Source organism: Lacticaseibacillus huelsenbergensis, assembly GCF_029726355.1.
GTDB lineage: Bacteria > Bacillota > Bacilli > Lactobacillales > Lactobacillaceae > Lacticaseibacillus > Lacticaseibacillus casei.
In genome coordinates this window covers 1,178,475-1,196,214 of record NZ_CP120687.1, presented here as the reverse complement: position 1 = coordinate 1,196,214, position 17,740 = coordinate 1,178,475, and the positions used below count along the sequence as shown (strand labels likewise).

Genomic DNA, 17,740 nt, shown 5'->3' with positions numbered 1-17,740 from the left:
AACAGATTCTTGGAGGAAAACAGATGCCAGAAGTAAAGAAGTTTGAAGCCGGCAAGTATGATGTGGTGGTTGTCGGCGCCGGCCATGCCGGTTGTGAAGCTGCCTTAGCCGCGGCGCGCATGGGTCAAAAAACATTGTTGCTGACGATTAGCCTGGAAATGTTGGCGTTCATGCCATGTAATCCAAGTCTCGGCGGTCCGGCCAAGGGAATCGTGGTTCGCGAAATCGATGCACTGGGCGGTGAAATGGGCAAGAATATCGACCGCACCTATATTCAGATGCGGATGCTCAACACCGGTAAGGGTCCAGCTGTGCGGGCATTGCGGGCGCAGGCGGATAAAGCTGCCTATCATCGCAGCATGAAGCACGTCATCGAAGACACGCCTAACCTGGATTTACGACAAGGGTTGGCAACCGAAGTGCTGGTCGAAGCCGGCAAAGCAGTTGGCATCGTGGCCGCAACTGGCGCAATTTATCGGGCTAAAAGTGTTGTGCTCACAGCTGGCACTAGCTCCCGCGGCAAGATTATCATCGGCGAGCTGATGTACAGTTCCGGCCCTAACAACAGTTTGCCAAGCATCAAGTTGTCGGAGAATCTGGAACATCTTGGCTTTAAATTACGCCGCTTTAAAACCGGAACACCACCGCGGGTCAATGGCAACACGATCGATTTCAGCAAAACCGAAGAACAACCGGGCGACACCACGCCGAATCATTTTAGCTTTACCACGCCTGATTCGGTCTATCTCAAAGATCAGTTAAGTTGCTGGATGACGTACACCAACGCAACGACCCATCAAATCATCCGCGAAAATCTGGATCGCGCACCGATGTTTTCCGGCGTCATCAAAGGCGTTGGCCCGCGTTACTGCCCATCTATTGAAGATAAAATCGTGCGCTTTGCGGATAAGCCGCGGCATCAATTGTTCTTGGAACCTGAAGGCCGCGATACTTCCGAGTATTATGTCGGCGACTTTTCCACGTCCATGCCTGAAGAGATTCAGTTGAAAATGCTGCATAGTGTGGCGGGCTTGGAAAAGGCCGAGCTTATGCGTCCGGGGTATGCGATTGAGTATGATGTGATTGAGCCGTGGCAGTTGAAGGTGACGTTGGAGACCAAAATCGTTGAGAACCTTTACACCGCCGGCCAGATGAATGGTACCAGTGGTTATGAAGAAGCTGCCGGTCAGGGAATCGTGGCCGGGATCAATGCGGCCCGGCGTGCTCAAGGTAAAGGACCGTTCACCTTGAAGCGGTCCGACGCTTACATTGGCGTCATGATTGACGATCTGGTCACCAAAGGCACGAATGAACCTTATCGATTGCTGACCAGCCGCGCGGAGTATCGCCTGTTGTTGCGCCACGACAATGCTGACTTGCGGCTCACGCCAATGGGTCACGAGCTTGGCTTAATTAGTGATAAGCGGTACGCCGATTTCTTGGCAAAACGCCAGGCCATCACAACGGAATTGAAGCGACTTGAGACAACGCGGTTAAAGCCCAAGGATGTCAACCCGTGGCTTGAAGCCCATCACTTTGCGCCATTGAAAGATGGCGTGCTCGCCAGCGATTTCCTGAAGCGTCCGGAAATTGATTACCAAACCATGGCGCAATTTTTACCTGATAATCCGGAACTGGATCATCGGGTGATTGAACAAGTTGAAATTCAAATCAAGTATGCCGGCTACATTGCCAAGGAAGAAGCCAGCGTTGCCAAGCTGAAGCGGCTTGAGGGGAAAAAGATTCCGACACGCATTGATTACGATGCGATCAATGGTTTAGCAACGGAAGCGCGGCAGAAACTGGTTAAAATCCAACCGGCAACCATCGCACAGGCCAGCCGAATTAGCGGGGTTAATCCTGCCGATGTGGCCATTTTGTCGGTTTATATCGAACAGGGGCGTATTAGTAAAGTAGCGCAATAAGCAGCGAAGCCAGAGGGCCTGAATAAAGGTTCGCTGGCTTTTTTGATATGAGCGTGAACCGAGGTGGCTAGGAATCGGCGAATGCGCGTGATGGTATTGAGTAAAGAAATTGATGGATTGAAACTGTTCAAATAAATAAATTTATATTATGATAAGAACCATTAACCTGTAGATGCTTTGAAACTGACCTTAGATAAAACTGTCCCTCCCTCAATAAAGGAGTTTTAACTTATGAAGCAAAACCTGATCCAGTCGTTGTGGTTTATTTTTCTGTTGTTTTTGGCATTTGTGGTACCGGTGTTTGGCATTCTACCGGCCATCTATTTATGGACAACGATGAAAAAAGTACCTGACTTGGCAGCTATGCGGGGATGGACGATGGGAGCGCTTGTGGTGCAGGGTTGCTACTTGCTTGCGCTGGTCTTGATTTTTCTGTTTTTTGTTCCGGCATAAGTGGTACCCGCCAACATGCGATTGAAGCATAGACTTTGTGTTGAAGCGAAAATATTGATATTCTAAAAGCGGTCAGCGATGATCAACCGCGATCAATGGCTGATACATTAGCATGAGGTATACCGAATGGATATTCTTTGGCCGCGGCTGCTACTGATCTTGTTGTTATCGCTTATCTTTGTCATGTTGGCATTGTCCCTGATTGCGATTCTATGGAAGAGCAAGTTTTCCGTGTTGCTCAAAAGTTTGCTGGCAACACTGATTGGCGGTGCCATGATTTTATTGGTTTATGGATCGTTATTTATTATTTTCTTTGGGGTTAATACACCTTAATGTGAATTTTGATGTATGCAATAAGCGTACGGCCGAAAAAGTGTCTGCTGCGGCGGGCACTTTTTTCATTGGTTAAGCACGATAACTGATGAAAATTTGTGTTAAACACGATATGCTGTTTTTAAATGACTATTTTATGGCGGGTTGCTTGCCACTGGCGGTAAAAAAGCCGACAATTAGTAAAACGCAACGCGATAAGGAGCAAGACGCATGAGCCAACCGGATACAGAAGAAATTTTAGAAGTTTGCGGCAAGGTCGGTGAGATTTTGCTTAATGCTGGTGCGGAGACTTCGCGCATCGAGACGACGGTTGAATATATCGGGCACGCTGCCGGGGCACGGGTTGCCTGTTATGCCACGATCACCGCGGTGTTTGTCAGTCTGGAAAATGAGAGCCGGACGCGGTTGATCAAGTCGTCGTTAGGTGGGTTCAACTTGCAGAAGGTCGATGAGCTGAATCAGCTTTCGCGGGAGTTCGTTGCGCATAAAATTACGTTTGACGCTTTGAAACGCGATGTGGCCCGGATTGATCGGCAGGTCATTAATTTTCCCTGGTGGGCGCGCATTCTTGGTGCTGGCTGGGTCTCGGTGGCGCCGATGCTATTGTTTAAAGCAACGAACGGTGATCTGGCCTGGGCATTTTTTGTCGGGATCTTTGGTTATCTCGGGGCGGAATTTGTCGGTCGGCGCACCACAACGCCTTATTTCAAAGAGGCGACCGGGGCGTTTGTGGTGGCGATTTTGGCAGAGTTGCTCATGAATATTGGCTGGGGCGATAATGCCGGCAATATTATTATCAGTGCGCTGATGCCGTTGGTGCCAGGGGTGGCGATAACCAACGCGATTCGTGAAATTCTGTCGCGGCAGATTATCAGCGGTATCGTCCGAACCGTGGATGCCATTTTTGTCGCCGGCGCAATCGGATCGGGTGTCGTGATTGCGATTGTCTTGACGCAAGTGTTGGGAGGGCGTTAACGTGCGGTTACTCGTTGAATTTATTATTAGCATCTTATCGAGCATCGGTTTTGGTGTCATCACCAATATTCCCAAGCGTGCGTTGTTGCCGGCTGGGATTACCGGCGGCGTTTCCTGGTGCGCCTATTGGCTGATCAGTTTACAGGATCACAGTCTGGTGCTGCCGAATTTTACCGCAACGGTGATCATCGGGTTGTTAGGGAATTATTTTGCCATTCGCCATCGGGTGCCGGTGAATACGATTTACATACCTAGCCTCGTGTCGCTGGTGCCAGGTGGGATCGCCTATCTGGGTGCCCGCAGTTTTACCATGGGAAAAGCCGCCAGTGCCGCGCAGCAGATCTATAATGTTATTTTGATTGCAATGGCACTGGCGGTGGGGTTCGTGGTGGCCGAGGTTATTTTCAAAGCCATCCGCCCGTTTTTGATTCGCTTGATCGCCAAACTGCCTGAAGCACAGACAAAATCACGCGGTGGAAAATCAGCATGAGTTCAACAAAATACGCCGTTACTCAACTCGATAAAGTTGGGTAGCGGCGTATTCTTTTCCTAACCAGTTCGTTAAGCAGCAGCTTCGCTAGTAACTTGTTCCACTTTTTTCATAGCGGATACAATCTGCTGCGGCGTTAGATCCTTGTCAATTAAAATAAAGGTCTCCTCAGGTTGTGCGGCAAATTCGGCTACTTGCTGCATCTTCTGGGACACGTTCTTGGTGACGTGCAGATCCTCGAGGTTTAACGGTAGGCCGATTTTTTCATAAAAAGGCATCAGGCTGCGAATTTCATCGTCATCCCCGGTTGTGGCGAGTTGAACCAAAATGCCGTAAGCCACTTTTGAGCCGTGGAGAATCGCGTGGGTTTCCGGCAGGTAGGACAGTCCGTTATGAACGGCGTGGGCGCCCGCTGCTCGGCCATCAACGCCGCCGAGCCCGCCAACTTCTCCGGCTAGGCCAATGATTGTGTCGGCAACGGCTTCGAAGGCAGGTGTGTCCCGACCGGCATCCAAATCGGCTAAGGCTTGCTCGGCATTTTTGAAGAGAATTGCCTGAATGGTTTTGGCAGACGCACGGCTTAGCTGACCATAAGCATTCAGCTGGTCAATCTTGTTGCGGGTGATGCCGTCCATTTCGTACCACTTCGCCAGCGTATCGCCAATCCCGGCAACAAAAAAATCATGCGGCGTGCTGAGCAGTAAGTTATAGTCAACCAACGTGATATAAGCCGACTTTTTAAAATACTCAACGTAACTAAACGTATGTCCCTGTGCGTGGTAGATCGCGGCTAACGGGGTGAACGGCGCACAGTTGGAGGCCAGCGTCGGAATGCTAATCAGTTCGGCACCCAACGTTTCGGCTGCGACTTTAGCCGTGTCGATCAAGCGGCCAGCCCCGATTCCCACGACAGCATCCGCCTGACCGATAGCTTCGGCCAAAGCATGGCCATTTTCGTCACTGGCCGATCCGTCGTAGTGATAAACCGGTAAGTCCAGTGTGCCCGGATAGGCTTTTTCAAACGCCGCAAAACTCTTTTCGCCGGTAATGACGACCGGTTTGGTGAAATCTTTCAAAATGGTATCCAAATAGGCAAGCGCGCCGGCCTCACTGACAAACCGATTGGCTCCAGGGCGTAAATCAAATTCCAGCTCCATCGACAAAACTCCTCTCATGTAAATCTCATCTTATGTGATAATTGTTAACATACGCGCTGTGATAAGCGAAGTCAACCAAAAAATAAAAAATATTCGATTTTCAGAAAAAAGTTAGCGTAAACGGCGGCATGTTCCCGTGCACGACTGGCGAAACAAAACAGTTGACATTTAACCCAGATGCAGATAAACTGCTTTCAACTTTAAAAATAACTGATAAAATGATGAAACGTCATGAAGCGGAGAGTAGTCAGAAACGCAGCTTAAGCGAGTCGATGGGTGGTGGAAATCGATGCAGGCGTCTGGTGAAAATGACCGCGGAATGGATCCGGCGATAAGTCGGGTACGCACTAGGCCTGCGTTAGACGGTCTCGATGTCAACAGGCATCGTTAAGGTTACACAGTAACGAACCAGGGTGGTACCCCGACATTGTCGGCCCTGCTGAATCATTAAATTGATTCGGCAGGGCCTTTTTTCTGGGCTGGCGAACGCGTTAGTCTTGGCTCTTGCGCCAGGAAGCGCCTTACGACAGTCAGCTCCCTTCATGCAAATCATCATTTTATCAGTCAAACAACCCATAACAGGAGGATTCTTACATGAAAAAATGGTTGAAGTTAAGCTGGGCAGCAGTTCTCGCGTTAAGCCTTTTGGTCGTTCTAACCGCCTGTGGCAGCAGTAGCGCCAGCAGCAAGACATCGGCGAATCAGCTGTCAGACAAAACGATCACGGTCGGTGTTACCGCCGGACCGCACGAATTAATCATGAAACAAGTCGCAAAGCTGGCTAAAAAAGATGGCTTAACGATCAAATTAAAGCAATTCACCGACTACAACAGTCCAAACGTGGCCTTAAACGACGGCGATTTGGGCGCGAATAGTTACCAGACGTTGCCGTTTTTGAAAGAACAGATTAAATCCAAGAATTTCAAGATTACGCAGGTTTTCAAAACCGTGGCGTTTCCAATGGGCGTTTACTCCAAAAAGATTAAAGACTTGAAGGCACTCAAAAAGGGCGATTCGATCGCCGTGCCGAACGATCCGTCAAACGAGTTGCGGGCGCTGCAGCTTTTTGAAGCCGCTGGCGTGATTAAGCTTAAAGCCGGCATTAGCCAAAAGGCGACGAAAGCAGATGTTGTCGAGAATCCGCTGGGCCTAAAAATTGAAGAACTGGAAGCTTCGCAATTGCCAACGCACTTACAAGACGTGACGGCAGCCGCCATCAACACGAATTTTGCTTTTGATTCCGGACTCACGATCAATCAAGACGCGATTTATCATGAGAAAACCAAGAACAATCCTTATCCAAACTACTTTGTTGTACAAACCAAGCATCAAAATGATAAAGTCATCAAGCAAATCAAGAAATACTATCAGAGCAAAACCATTAAGGATTATATTGCCAAGGAATTCAAAGGATCCATCGTGCCCGCCTTCTAAGTCAAAGGTGGACGCGATTAAAAAAGAGGGATTGAGATGACTCAGTTAACACTTGCTTTAGCGCAAATCGACATTGCTTTTGGGCAACCTGAGCAAAATTATCAAAAGGTGGCGGATTCGGTGGCCGAGGCAGCCCGAAAAAAGGCGGATGTTGTCGTGTTACCGGAAATGTGGAATACCGGCTACGACCTGGAACATTTAGAGACGCTTGCCGATCCGGATGGCTTGCGGACGCAGACTTTTTTAAGCGATCTTGCCCGCCACTATCACCTGACGATTGTGGGTGGCTCGGTTGCCACGGCAGAAAATGAGCATTTTTTTAATCGCAGTTTGACACTGGACGCTCAGAGCCACTTGCTGGCGTCGTATGCGAAGGCGCATCTTTTTCGCCTGATGAATGAAGAAAAGTTCATTACTGCCGGATCCGAGGCTAACCACTTTACGCTTGCAGTACCAGCCAGTGTGGCGATTTGCTATGACTTGCGGTTCCCGGAGTGGTTCCGGCGCATGGCGAGTGACGGCACGCAGCTGTTTTTCCTGCCGGCTGAATGGCCGATGCCGCGCTTACCACAGTTTGCGGCGTTACTGACCGCTCGCGCCATCGAAAATCAGGCCTTTGTGGTGGCGGTGAATCGGGTTGGTCAAGATCCTGGCAATGATTTTGGCGGGCAAAGCCAAGTGATTGATCCGTTCGGCAAGCGCCTGTTGCAACTGGACGATCAGCCGCAAGTCGGCATCGTCACCATCGACTTGGCTCAGATTGCGGCCGCGCGTCAACAAATTCCAGTCTTCACAGATCGGCGGCCGGAACTGTATTAAGCACGCCAGGCACACTAACCATGCAAACTCATTAAAAAGGGGAATCAGACCAGTGATATTTTCAGAATCAGCGGTGCTTCAAGCGCTGCCTAAGCAGTTTTTTGCCAGCCTCGTCAAACATGTCAATGCCCGGATTGCGGCCGGCCATGACGTGATCAATTTAGGCCAGGGGAATCCGGACCAGCCGACACCGGCCAACATCGTGCAGGTAGCCCAACAGGCGGTGGCTAAGCCAGGTAATCATAAGTATTCACTTTTCCGCGGCTTACCAAGCTTCAAGCAGGCTGCGGCCGAATTTTACGAACGCGAATATGGCGTTCAGTTGGATCCGGAAAAGGAAATTGCGGTTTTGGGCGGCTCCAAAATTGGCTTGGTGGAACTGCCGCTTGCCTTGATGAACCCCGGTGAGACAATTTTGCTGCCGGATCCGGGATACCCGGACTATCTGTCAGGCGTCACATTGGCGCGCGTGAAACTAGCCCTGATGACGCTGACCGCGGACCATGACTGGCTTCCTGATTATGCAGCCATCGACCCAGCGGTGGCCGATGCTGCCAAGCTGCTTTATTTGAACTATCCGAATAATCCCACGACTGCGGTGGCAACTCCGGCGTTTTACGACCAAACTGTTGCCTTTGCCAAGGCTCATCACATCGGCATTGTCAGTGATTTTGCTTATGGCGCGCTCGGCTTTGATGGTCAGCGGCCGGTAAGTTTCTTGCAGAGTGCTGGGGCAAAGGATGTGGGCATTGAACTTTACACGCTCTCGAAGACTTATAACATGGCTGGCTGGCGCTTGGCCTTTGCAGCAGGCAATGCTGATATGATCGAGGCCATTAATCTGATTCAGGATCATCTGTTTGTCTCGGTTTTCCCTGCGATTCAGGAAGCAGGCATCGAAGCACTGCTTGGCGATCAGACATCAGTGCCCGAACTGATTGATTTATATCAACAACGCCGCGATGCGTGGTTCTCGGCGACAGAGGCCATTGGGTGGCATGGGAAAAAATCCCCCGGCACGTTTTACGCGTGGATGCCCGTGCCTGCCGGTTACACCAGCGAATCCTTCACCGAACTACTTTTGGAGCGGGCAGACGTGGCCGTAGCTGCCGGTAACGGCTTTGGCGACCATGGAGAAGGTTACGTGCGAATTGGCTTACTTACCAGTCCACAACGGTTGGAGGAGGCAGCCCAGCGTATCGGGAAGCTGGGATTGTTCTAAAAAATGAAGCCGCAGCATTCGGTCACAATGACTGGATGCTGCGGCTTTTTTGAGGCAGCAAAAAAGCGCTAGTCATTTGACCACTAGCGCTTGTAGGTGGAACGAAACATTATGACTTCAAAATATCAATCAGATTCTTATTAGCCGCACTTTTCGCTGGCAATAAGCCAAACACGATGCCGACAATGCTTGAAATGGCAAAGGTGCCGATAATGGAGCCCAACGTGACGACGGGTTTGAACGGTAGGAACATCGCGATGATCCAAGCGGTTAACGCACCCACAATCAATCCGACCACACCGCCTGTCAGTGTCAGCATGACCGATTCTAAAAGAAACTGTTTCATGATTTCGGCAGGTGTGGCACCGACTGCCATTCGGATGCCGATTTCCTGCGACCGTTCCGAAGCAGAAATATACATCATGTTCATGACGCCAACACCTGCAATCAGAAGGGAGATGCCGGCAATGGCACTTACAAATAGCGTTAAGGCACTGATGACATTGCCGATGCCTTTCAGCAATTCGCCGTAATCAAAGTACGAATACTCGCCGCTGCGTCGTTCGCTGCCGGATTTTTTCAGCTGGCGAACAACATTGTTGGTCAACTTACTAACATCGCTGCCGGTTTTATACGTGATCGCCAGTTTTCGGCCTTCCTGAGAAAGCTGGCCCGCACGATAGGCTTTTTCCGGCACTAAGACATCAACGTCCAGCGCGGAATACGGGGTTTTGGGCGGGCTGAAAACGCCGATAATGTTGTAGTTTTTGGTTCCAAGTTCCAAGGAGGAGTTTAATGCTGCGGTATTGCCGTGGAAAACCTTTTTGGCGAGCTTTTTGGAAATTAACGCATCCTCGCCGTCTGTCTGTAACGATTCTTGGCTAAAACCATGACCAGCGTTTAGCTGAATGTTGGGTTTTGCCTTATTGACCAAGGTGACAGACATCATGGTATCGGCATTTGCCAGCTGACCGTTGACTTGGAGATTTTCTTCGTCATGTTTAATGACGACTTTTTTGATTTTATCCGGTGCCGTTTGCTTTGCCAGTGTGATGTCACTTTCTTTGAAGCCGGCATCGGTCTCGCTGCTACTCGTAGGATTGAAGGTGATTTCGGCGGTTTGCTGGCCTTGGGTATTGGCTTGCAGGTTTTTCACGGTTGCCGCTTTGATGCCGTTACCTAACGAAAGAATCGTGACGACGGAGGCAATCCCAATGACAATCCCAATCATCGTTAAGAAACTGCGGCGTTTGTTAGCCGCCAGTGCGCGGAAGGAGATTCTGATGAGTTCACTTAGTCGCATGGGCCACCTCCGTATCACTGATGATCTGGCCGTCTAGGATTTTAATCATCCGATCGCTTTGTTCGGCGACATGCTCATCATGCGTGACCATGATAATCGTGCCGCCTTTTCGGTGTAATTCTTTGAAAAGTTGCATAATGTCTGCGGATGTGTGACTGTCCAAGGCGCCAGTGGGTTCGTCAGCAATCAGAAATTGCGGCGAATTCGCTAAGGCGCGGGCAATCGCCACCCGCTGTTGCTGCCCACCGGATAAATTACGCGGCAATTTATTTTCCATACCGGTGAGGCCGACTGACTCAAGTAACTCGGAGATTTTGCCACGCACCTCCGATCGCCGGTGTCCGCCATAGCTTAAAGGGATGAGGACATTTTCAAAAATATTCAGGTTGTGAATGAGGCTGAAATTTTGAAAGACAAACCCGACGTGACGATTCCGCATGCGTGAGGCTTTAGTCGCATTGAAGTCGGCGACATTTTCGTCTTGGAAAAAATACTTACCTTCAAATGCCGTGTCGAGAAAGCCGATAATATTGATCAAGGTCGACTTGCCAGAACCCGAAGGCCCCATGATCGCAACGAATTCACCTTCGTCAATGTGCAGATTGATGTCTTTGAGGACGTGAAAAGCAGTCGCACCTTGACCGTAACTTTTGTTAACATGCTGAAGATCAATCATCAACGGTCACCTTCGCTCCGTCTTTGGTTGACTTGGTAGGATTTTCCAAAATGCGGTCGCCGCTGCTGAGGCCATCCGTGACTTCATACATGTCGTCTTTTTTGGTGTAAGTGATCTTGGTCCGCACTGCGCGGCCGTTGACCACCTTGTAGACAGCGCCTTGGCGTACCGCGGTTTTAGGAATTTGCAGGCCGCTTAGAGGGATGATCATGCTGACCGACTGACCGTTTAAAAAGCCGTGATCTAACTTAGCGGTGACATCGTACTTCGCCAGGTTCGGCTTGCTGGATTTCGCCGGATCGCTGCTGATAAAGTTAATGGAAGTTGTCTGTTTCGTTTTGGTTGACAGCGCCTGCACTGTTACCGACTGATCAACTTTAACATCGGCATAATCAAATTCGGAAACCTGACCGACTGCTTCCATTTCTGATGAGGTTTCGGTGATCGACTGCTGGCCGTTTGCTTGATAGTCAATAAACAGGCGACCGGCAAACGGCGCCTTAACAACGGTGTTGAGATTTTGTTGCAGTTTAGCAACATCTTGGTTGGCCTCGTCAACAGCCGCGGCCGAATCCTGGCGACTGCTTTGTGCTTCGTCCAGTTGGCTCTGCAAATCAGATCTTTGCGGATCGTCAGCTGCCAATTGATTGAGTGACGACTTGAGTTGGTTGATTTTGTCATCCAATTGTTTGAGGCTGCGTTGTTGTTTTTGGAGTGACTGGTTGGCTGTCGTGATTTTTTCCTGAACGTCAGGGTGGTAGACCGTTAGCAGTTGTTGGCCGGCCGTCACGGTATCACCGTTTTTGACCGATTGATTCTGCACCGTGCCTTCAGGAACTTCGATTTTTTGCGTGCGTGTTGCCTGGGCTTGGCCGGACAACCGCAATTCGTGGCGCTTAACCTGAAAAGTCGCCACCGCGTTCGAAGTCGTTGACTGTTGGGGTTGCTTGTGTTGGGTCATGAAGAAAACAATGGTTACAACAATGATGGCTAAAATTCCGATGCCAATGATCACCATTCGTTGGGAAATACCTTTGTGCTTCGCCTGTCGCTTTTTCAAACTTCCGCCTCCATGTAAACGTATTTTTACCGTGCCGTTGGTGCAAGTATACGGATTGATTGGGTTAACGTCCAATCATAGATTTCGCCGAATTTTGTTGGTTTTCCGATTAAGAAACGAACTTTGTAAAATAAATGACAGCTAAAAGTTGGAGGGGGGATTTTGTGTAGGTATTGGCATGCGTCAGACGAAACAGGCTAGGGGATTAGGTGAATTGTTAACTTGAGATAACAGGCGGCTTATTTTTCGGGTCTTTTAATTTTGTTAAAAAGTTTCACGTGAAACAGTTGGATTAGTTGAAACTGAAACGAAATAAAAAATGGCCTCAAAAGATCGAGACCAAAGTTGTACTAAATAAAGATATCCTTCAAGAAATTATAAAAAGGCAAGGCAAAATGTCCTTGAGACTATACTGTTAACGGTATAAACAGCGAAAAGGATCAGAGTTTAGTCAGAAGCCCCAAAGAGAACAACGCAACAGACACTAAAGCAGTGCCGATAAATTGAATCAGCCAGCGCCGTCTGGTTTTAAAGAGACTGGATAAAGCAGCGTTATTCGCGTGAGAGACGACTGAAATGATGTTTATGAGGAAATTCAATAAACAGATGAATATGACGATAGAGATTGACCAAAGTGCTTCGTAAGAGATGAGTATGCTCATGAACGCAATAAAGTAAAGAGCGAATAAGCATGTATTTAGAAAGCAGTAAGTTAAAGGACGCATACGGAGGTCAGCGTTGTAAGTCAATAAAAATTGGCGTAGGTGCTTAGGCATAGTGCGACTCCTTAGTTAATACTTGTGTCAGTGAAAGGGAATGGATGGGGATCTCCATCAGGCGCCAATATCGTTTTAATCAATTTAGTTTTTCGTAAAACGACGAGGAAATGGAATGACATTCTGCATATTAGCGTAGCTGTGCTGCGGTTGATACTTTGTGAAGAAGTCGGGTTCCAATGCGAAGAGCTGGGCAATGAACGTCGGTCTGACATGAAGATGACGCGAAAGATCTCGAAGCGTCAGCACTTGCTGATTAAATAGGAGCGTTATAAGAGCACGAATTTTCCCCGGACGGACTGGCACCAGTTGATCATCTAATGGTTCCATGATTTTGTAACCCTTTTTTGAACGTTGACCAAAGAAATAGCGTTGTTCTTGATAACTCATAAGTCCTAGTGCGTATGCGTGCATCGCCATGGCGACAATCGAGACCAGATATTTACGTTTTAAATCAAGATAATAATCAGGATTTGAACGTCGATAAAGTTTTTTGAAGTCCGCAGTGAAATCCTCAATGGGTAAAAGGAATTCTGCTGCAAAAGTGTGAGCTTCATGTTCGATTTGCTTATATTCAGCCGCTGTTAGTTCATCAAAGTCAATGGCACCATGAAGAAGCAAATGACCTAATTCGTGGGCGAGATCAAAATTGCGGCGAACGGCTGACTTCTTAATGGAGCCTAGTACAATCCATGCATGTCCGTTATCGGTTATGGTTGAATAGGCGTCGATATGGACACCGAGGTCTTTCTCAACTATATAGATACCGACTTGTTCAAGTTTTGCCATTAAGTCATGATTATCCTGAAGGCCTAGAAACTGTCGGGCTATTTTAGCAACTTCACGAATCTTTGTCAGGTTGTTCGTTCCAGACAGCTTTGTTTGTACCATTTGTTGAAGTTTATCGAATCCGGCGGGCCTGACGCTGACGAACTTTTCAAAGTAGCTAGTTAAGCCGTCTGCAAAATCTAAATAGCGGGCTTCTAGCTTTGTCTTTTTCCGACTTGAACGATCTGTCGTCCGGAACGCGATCTTTGCTTCATGCACAACATGTTTCGGTGCATTACCGTTCACTAAAAAGGCCATGTCAACGTTGAAAATCTGTTGAAGGGCATTAAGGATCTCGATTTTGGGCATAACATTTTCGGTTTCGTATTGCCAGACGGCTTGTTCGGTTACCCCGATTTGGACGCTAAGATCTTTGCGGGTATAGCCGTTTAATTCCCGCAGTGCTTTTAGTTTTGAGCCAATAAACATGACGAAGGGCGCTTATTCTGCGCCGGCCTCCCTTTCATTCTCTGCATCGGTATTAATTTCATAGCCAAACAACGTGTTTTGTTCATACGCTGCATCTGGCACTTGATCACCTTGAATGGTTTCTAGTTCTTCAGAATTGATTTGAAATTGACTACGGCTTATCAAGGGAGTCAAGTTTTGAATTGGCGATAAGGTCATCTTAGATTGATTCGGCATTGTTAACTCAATGTCTGAAATCATCTTGCTTACATTATCCACCTCGTAAGTGACAATGTAGAACTTTGAAAACTTTGATGACACCTGTTCTGCAAGATGTTCAAAATCCGTGGTTGCTTCTGGTAAGGCGAGTTCCAACTGGACAACACGATCAGTTGGCTTACCGCTTAACAGGCCAGCTGCGCTCCAAGTGTTATTGATACCCGCCAATCGATAAAGATAATTATTTTTATCGATCGACGCAGTGGCACCGTTGAAGTTTCGCTTTACTTGCCGCGCGTTTTTAACGATGATGAGTGCTCGGTCATTATCGTTTTCTTGGATAAACTGAAGATATTCCCAAGCATACCCGGCTTTGTCGATCTGACTGTCAACGGTGTCGTCTTGGCTAAACAGTTCGCTGATTTTAGAGTCAATGAAATTACTTCGCGTCCAAGCAAAAGCACCACTGATTGTCAATGCCTGCTGTTTCTGTTTACGCTCGGCGAGGTATTCTTTGTAACCTCCCATTAAACCGTCAACCAATCGTTGTGCCATTAAAGTAGGCAACTTGAAGTCATCCATGTACTTACGCCTCCTTGCGAATTTTGCTTAATTCTAGCATATAAATTTAAATTTTACCGCAAATATCGTTTGTTTTTTAAAGTAAACTTGTTCGCCATAAAAAAATCAGCCCCAACAAGAAGAATTTGTTGGGACTGATTTTTAAATGTTCACTGGCTGAGCCAACTTGTGGCTATCGACCTTTTGATCATATTGCGGTTCGCTATCTAGAAAACGAAGCATTTGACGGTCAACGGGCGTTATGACGGGGGCAAAAGGTTAGCAGAACGTCAAAAGCTTCTTCCAGATGGCAGCCACATCAAATGGAGGACTAGCGAACCGTCAACAAGCTAATGCCAATGGCTAATAGCAGGATGGCGACAACGGATTGGACACTGATTTGCCATGTCTTGAATGTTTTGGTACGCCATTCGGCTACGATCACCGCCAACGTGATGATGAAGGCGACAACGACCATGATTAGTAATTGAACGACCAGACTATCCATGTGAACACCTCTAAACTTCTAAATCGAAATATGGGTTGATCTTCTTTTGAATATTGTGAATTTGAATGAGATCAATCTGCGGAAAGAGTCGATAGATGAACCCGGCGAAATTATCACGATGATATTTGTAGTTCATCCGCGCCATCCGATGCTGCCGATTTTCGGCGGTAATCTCCCAGACTTCTAAATTATAGTCCGCATTTTTAACGATACTGATATAAGTATGTTTGTTGATCCAAACTACAGGATGCATTGTCGATTGTTCTAACATAACGAGACCCCTCCATCAGCAGATTTTGCGATGCCGCAGCGTTACTGATCAGTGACACGATCACGCCCAAATAACGTGCAGCATGCCTTGAGTATAGCAGAAAATTCGCGCTACTGCGGTCTTGACTTTGCGTGGCGAACACGTTATAGGGGTCGCTGAAAATGCTGATGTAACAACGTTTTAGGCGCAAAAATTAAATAATTTTCGGCCATGAATTTTGGAGAAAATGATGAGAACGCGTGTTTGCAAAGGGGTATCGATGTTGCTATCAAATTTTTAATAATCGCAATGCTTTTTGAGTCCCGAGTTTGGTATGCGGATCAGTTAAATTAGGTTGAAGTGGGCAAGTGCGTTGGGAATGCCATTTTTGCGGTAGTCATCGGTTTGGTAATCGGCAATTGCGGCAACCTTGGGATAGGCGTTTCCCATGGCGATGCCAGTATTGGCGGCTTGCAGGAGCGGAATGTCGTTGTAGCCGTCACCAAACGCATAGGTAGGCACACCGCGCAAGGCTGGCTGATTCAACAGAACCGACATGCCACTGCCTTTTGAAATGCCATGATTGACGACATCAAAGGAAAAGTGGGAATTGCGATAGAAGGTCAATTCGGGGAAGTCCTGAATGAACTGCTTACCTAACTGATCGCCGGTCTGATTCCAAGGCAAGAAGATAAGCAACAGCGACAGTGAGGCCTCCTGATAATACTTAGGATTGATCGGCGGCGGGGTTTGGTGCACTTGTGCATAATTATCGGTGGTGAGTTGGTCATAGCCGGTTAAAGCAGAGGCCTCACTGGAGTACATGGCCACCTGAATATCCTGAGCCGCGGTTGCATTGAGAAACCGCACCAGCTGAGGTTCGCCGATGACGCTTTGAAAAATATGCTCGCCATTAAGGAAAACATCCCCGCCGTTTGCCGTAATCGCGCTCCGAATGCCAGTAGCGGCCATAATATCGGCTAGTTCATAGTAGCTGCGGCCAGTAGCAATGACCGGCAGCACATCATTGGCCTCCAACGCTTTAAGCGCCTTTACGTTTTCAGGCGGCACTTGCTTTTCATCGTTGAGCAGGGTTTGATCTAAATCGAAAAATACAACGGCTTTATACATAATTTCCTCCGATATCCGAGTTTGTGATGGCTTCATTTTACCATGAATCCATAGTAAAAATAGAAGCGCTTGCAGAGTGTGAACGGGCTTATGCCATAACGCGTTCGCCTGCTTCTAAGCGCGCTGACTCACGCTCACATTAAAAAAAGCAGGCCAATTAGCCCGCTTTTAGTAGTTCGTTTTAACAATGTTCTATTTCTTGCTCAACTTACTTGCAGCTGCTTTGTCCAAGATGACAACAACATTCGGATGCTTCTGCAAAATAGATGCAGGCACGTCGTTGGTAACCGGGCCTTCGATCATCTTTTGAACGGCGTCGGCTTTGTTTTCACCAAAGGCCAGAAGCAAGATCTTCTTGCTCTTCATGATGGAACCGATACCCATAGAATAAGCGTAACGCGGTACATCGTCCTTATTTTCAAAGAAGCGAGCGTTGGCGTCAATGGTGTTTTGGGTTAACGGAACTTTCCGTGTTTCTGCATCAAACGGTGAACCCGGTTCGTTGAAGCCAATGTGACCGTTGCGGCCAATCCCCAGAACCTGAATGTCGATTGGGTGATCGGCAATGACTTTGTTGTAACGCTTGGTTTCTTCTTCAGGATCCTTGGCAAGGCCGTTTGGCACGAAGGTTTCCTTAAACGGCTTCTTGTCAAAAAGGTGACTCTGCATGAAGTAGCGATAACTTTGATCGTTATCCGGTGACATGCCAACATATTCATCCAAGTTGATCGATGTCATGTTGCTGAAATCAACATCACTGTTCACCATTGCCTGATACATGGTGACAGGGGTGCTGCCGGTAGCCAAACCAAGCACCTTGGCGCCGTTGTCCATCCCTTGCTTAATCAGTTCAAATGCGTATTTACCTGCTTCTGTGTCGTTATCAAAAACTTTAACATCCATAATTGATATCCCCCTTATCTGGTCTAGTCCAATATAGCATCAAAAAGTAACCTTGTCAACAATGGTCTATACCTAAATTTGGATTTTCTTAAAAAACCTTTGCTCATTCGTCAAGACTTTTATATATGGATGAAAAGCAGTCTTTTGAAGTTGGCATCATGGCTGAATGTCGCTGATATGCAGCAATCGTTCCCATTAAAATAACCTGTGAAACAGTTAACGAACACTGTTATCGTCTATTTGGCGCTGTTTTGGCAAATGAATGATAGAAAAGGCTTGGGGTGAATATTTGGCACAGCCAACTGTGCC

At 47.8% G+C, this 17,740-nt stretch carries 18 protein-coding genes and 1 other annotated feature; of the genes, 8 read left to right on the top strand and 10 right to left on the bottom strand.

Going from position 1 to position 17,740, the window contains the following annotated elements:
- The first annotated feature begins 23 nt into the window (after nucleotides 1-23).
- From mnmG to LHUE1_RS05335, 5 genes are all read left to right on the top strand, one after another.
- Nucleotides 24-1,925 (top strand): tRNA uridine-5-carboxymethylaminomethyl(34) synthesis enzyme MnmG, encoded by a 1,902-nt coding sequence (gene mnmG / locus LHUE1_RS05355; protein ID WP_049172681.1) that lies wholly within the window; start codon nucleotides 24-26, stop codon nucleotides 1,923-1,925.
- Between the two features lie 231 nt (nucleotides 1,926-2,156).
- On the top strand, nucleotides 2,157-2,378 hold the full coding sequence (locus LHUE1_RS05350; protein WP_049172683.1) for a hypothetical protein: 222 nt from the start codon (nucleotides 2,157-2,159) through the stop codon (nucleotides 2,376-2,378).
- A gap of 126 nt (nucleotides 2,379-2,504) precedes the next feature.
- Nucleotides 2,505-2,711: a hypothetical protein gene (locus LHUE1_RS05345; RefSeq protein ID WP_049172685.1), complete on the top strand. Its 207-nt coding sequence runs from the start codon at nucleotides 2,505-2,507 to the stop codon at nucleotides 2,709-2,711.
- A gap of 210 nt (nucleotides 2,712-2,921) precedes the next feature.
- Complete coding sequence (locus LHUE1_RS05340) at nucleotides 2,922-3,686, top strand: threonine/serine exporter family protein (protein ID WP_049172687.1); 765 nt, start codon at nucleotides 2,922-2,924, stop codon at nucleotides 3,684-3,686.
- A gap of 1 nt (nucleotide 3,687) precedes the next feature.
- Complete coding sequence (locus LHUE1_RS05335; protein ID WP_010490344.1) at nucleotides 3,688-4,176, top strand: threonine/serine exporter family protein; 489 nt, start codon at nucleotides 3,688-3,690, stop codon at nucleotides 4,174-4,176.
- A gap of 71 nt (nucleotides 4,177-4,247) precedes the next feature.
- Here the strand turns inward: LHUE1_RS05335 and LHUE1_RS05330 are convergent, their stop codons facing one another.
- Nucleotides 4,248-5,333, bottom strand: coding sequence for an iron-containing alcohol dehydrogenase family protein (locus LHUE1_RS05330; RefSeq protein WP_049172689.1), 1,086 nt, complete (start codon nucleotides 5,331-5,333; stop codon nucleotides 4,248-4,250).
- Nucleotides 5,334-5,555: 222 nt separating this feature from the next.
- Nucleotides 5,556-5,774: a binding site (T-box leader), on the top strand.
- Between the two features lie 153 nt (nucleotides 5,775-5,927).
- On the opposite strand from LHUE1_RS05330, the gene LHUE1_RS05325 reads away from it, so the two are divergent.
- The 3 genes from LHUE1_RS05325 to LHUE1_RS05315 are packed head-to-tail and all read left to right on the top strand — an operon-like array spanning nucleotide 5,928 to nucleotide 8,808.
- A complete protein-coding gene (locus LHUE1_RS05325; protein WP_049172691.1) occupies nucleotides 5,928-6,767 on the top strand; it encodes a MetQ/NlpA family ABC transporter substrate-binding protein in 840 nt (279 codons plus the stop codon).
- Nucleotides 6,768-6,803: 36 nt separating this feature from the next.
- Nucleotides 6,804-7,586 (top strand): carbon-nitrogen family hydrolase, encoded by a 783-nt coding sequence (locus LHUE1_RS05320; RefSeq protein WP_277848294.1) that lies wholly within the window; start codon nucleotides 6,804-6,806, stop codon nucleotides 7,584-7,586.
- A gap of 52 nt (nucleotides 7,587-7,638) precedes the next feature.
- Nucleotides 7,639-8,808, top strand: coding sequence for a pyridoxal phosphate-dependent aminotransferase (locus LHUE1_RS05315; protein WP_049172694.1), 1,170 nt, complete (start codon nucleotides 7,639-7,641; stop codon nucleotides 8,806-8,808).
- Between the two features lie 109 nt (nucleotides 8,809-8,917).
- On the opposite strand, the gene LHUE1_RS05310 is transcribed toward LHUE1_RS05315, so the two are convergent.
- The 9 genes from LHUE1_RS05310 to nagB all read right to left on the bottom strand — a co-directional run bounded on the left by LHUE1_RS05310 (nucleotide 8,918) and on the right by nagB (nucleotide 17,431).
- Nucleotides 8,918-10,111, bottom strand: a complete 1,194-nt coding sequence (locus LHUE1_RS05310) for an ABC transporter permease (RefSeq protein ID WP_049172696.1) — start codon at nucleotides 10,109-10,111, stop codon at nucleotides 8,918-8,920.
- The gene (locus LHUE1_RS05305) at nucleotides 10,098-10,787 is read right to left on the bottom strand and encodes an ABC transporter ATP-binding protein (RefSeq protein ID WP_010490356.1); all 690 of its coding nucleotides are present in this window, start codon (nucleotides 10,785-10,787) and stop codon (nucleotides 10,098-10,100) included. Before LHUE1_RS05305 ends, LHUE1_RS05310 begins: the two co-directional genes overlap by 14 nt.
- Entirely contained in the window at nucleotides 10,780-11,805 is a 1,026-nt protein-coding gene (locus LHUE1_RS05300) for an efflux RND transporter periplasmic adaptor subunit (RefSeq protein ID WP_390882704.1), read from the bottom strand. Before LHUE1_RS05300 ends, LHUE1_RS05305 begins: the two co-directional genes overlap by 8 nt.
- Nucleotides 11,806-12,707: 902 nt before the next feature.
- Complete coding sequence (locus LHUE1_RS05295; protein ID WP_049172701.1) at nucleotides 12,708-13,880, bottom strand: spr1629 family repressor/antitoxin; 1,173 nt, start codon at nucleotides 13,878-13,880, stop codon at nucleotides 12,708-12,710.
- A 12-nt stretch (nucleotides 13,881-13,892) separates the two neighbouring features.
- Complete coding sequence (locus tag LHUE1_RS05290) at nucleotides 13,893-14,660, bottom strand: spr1630 family ClpXP-sensitive toxin (RefSeq protein WP_049172703.1); 768 nt, start codon at nucleotides 14,658-14,660, stop codon at nucleotides 13,893-13,895.
- Between the two features lie 310 nt (nucleotides 14,661-14,970).
- Nucleotides 14,971-15,147, bottom strand: coding sequence for a hypothetical protein (locus LHUE1_RS05285; protein ID WP_047106760.1), 177 nt, complete (start codon nucleotides 15,145-15,147; stop codon nucleotides 14,971-14,973).
- Nucleotides 15,148-15,157: 10 nt separating this feature from the next.
- Nucleotides 15,158-15,418 carry a hypothetical protein gene (locus LHUE1_RS05280; protein WP_010490365.1) on the bottom strand — a complete coding sequence of 87 codons (261 nt, stop codon included), beginning with the start codon at nucleotides 15,416-15,418 and terminating at the stop codon, nucleotides 15,158-15,160.
- A gap of 324 nt (nucleotides 15,419-15,742) precedes the next feature.
- The gene (locus tag LHUE1_RS05275) at nucleotides 15,743-16,528 is read right to left on the bottom strand and encodes a Cof-type HAD-IIB family hydrolase (protein ID WP_049172706.1); all 786 of its coding nucleotides are present in this window, start codon (nucleotides 16,526-16,528) and stop codon (nucleotides 15,743-15,745) included.
- A gap of 192 nt (nucleotides 16,529-16,720) precedes the next feature.
- Nucleotides 16,721-17,431, bottom strand: a complete 711-nt coding sequence (nagB, locus tag LHUE1_RS05270) for a glucosamine-6-phosphate deaminase (protein ID WP_049172708.1) — start codon at nucleotides 17,429-17,431, stop codon at nucleotides 16,721-16,723.
- Nucleotides 17,432-17,740 lie beyond the last annotated feature (309 nt).